The sequence below is a fragment of the Thiolapillus sp. genome (assembly GCF_048562965.1).
GTDB lineage: Bacteria > Pseudomonadota > Gammaproteobacteria > Chromatiales > Chromatiaceae > Thiolapillus > Thiolapillus brandeum_A.
The window spans coordinates 1-932 of record NZ_JBHNMF010001066.1 but is presented as its reverse complement, the minus strand read 5'-3'; the positions used below and the strand labels follow the sequence as shown (position 1 = coordinate 932).

Annotated in this window: 2 protein-coding genes and 1 pseudogene; all 3 read right to left on the bottom strand. The window is 54.0% G+C overall.

All coding sequences use genetic code 11. From position 1 onward, the window contains the following. Nucleotides 1-211 (bottom strand): annotated as a pseudogene (locus ACOCD2_RS22305) (hypothetical protein); the annotation flags it as partial. 61 nt (nucleotides 212-272) lie between these two features. Further along, nucleotides 273-467 (bottom strand): Hsp20/alpha crystallin family protein, encoded by a 195-nt coding sequence (locus tag ACOCD2_RS22300; RefSeq protein WP_293654028.1) that lies wholly within the window; start codon nucleotides 465-467, stop codon nucleotides 273-275. Between the two features lie 15 nt (nucleotides 468-482). Continuing rightward, nucleotides 483-932: IS66 family transposase (locus tag ACOCD2_RS22295; RefSeq protein ID WP_419619414.1), on the bottom strand; the 450-nt coding region annotated here is incomplete at its 5' end.

Sequence of the window (932 nt, the reverse complement as noted above, 5' to 3'; positions counted from 1 at the left end):
TGCTGGTGGAGATGTTCACCACGGCGGGCAGGACTTTTTCAAGCACGGGCGCAATGCTGTCTGCTGGCGGTGGTGGCGCAGCGTTCCCCGGCAGTGGTGCGACAACCATCAACAGCAGCAGTGTTGCGAAGATTCCGTATTTTCGATTTTGAGTAATCAGCATCAATTCAAGCTCCTGGAGCAGGCCGCAGCAGGCTTGCCCGACATTCAAAGGTGATATCAAATAACAACACCGTGTCAGAGACGAGAGGTTCGCGACCGGATCGACTTATTTACTGTACCTTGACGTTGATCCTGTGTCGGCGCGCGGCAGAAGACTTGGGCAATTCGATCCGCAGGACGCCCCTTTTGTAACTGGCCCTGGCTTCGTCAGCGATAACATCATCCGGCAGTGGCAAGGCGCGTTCGAAACTGCCGTAAACACATTCCAGAATGTGGTAACGGCCATCGGTGTGTTCCCGTTCAATATTCTTTTGACGTAACTACTCACCCCTATCAGCATAGAGCTGTCCCGAAAAGGCCATTTGAATGGCGACCAGCGGATTGTATCCCTGATTTGCCATGGTCTGCAGGTAACTGGAGATGCGGCAATAGGCCTCGGCGTACTTTCTTGTCCGGAAGCACCCCGACACCTTCTGTTTGACCTTGCTCATTCTCAGGTCACGTTCGGCCCGGTTGTTGGTAAACGGCACGTATGAGAGTCTGGCGAAGAGCAGTACTGCCGTCTCATGCTTCTTCAGTCGTTCCCACAGGTTGTGCGCATCGGATTTGGCCACCCGGCCCCGTTTGCCGTTTTGTCTGGGCGGGATAGGCGGGAGCTGCTTTGCACCGCGGGTGAGGATATTGCGGTAGCGTTTCTGCAGATTTTTGGGCTCTTCCCCAAATGGAGTGGGTAGATTATCGTAATCCCCTATGAGAGACAAAGACCTATA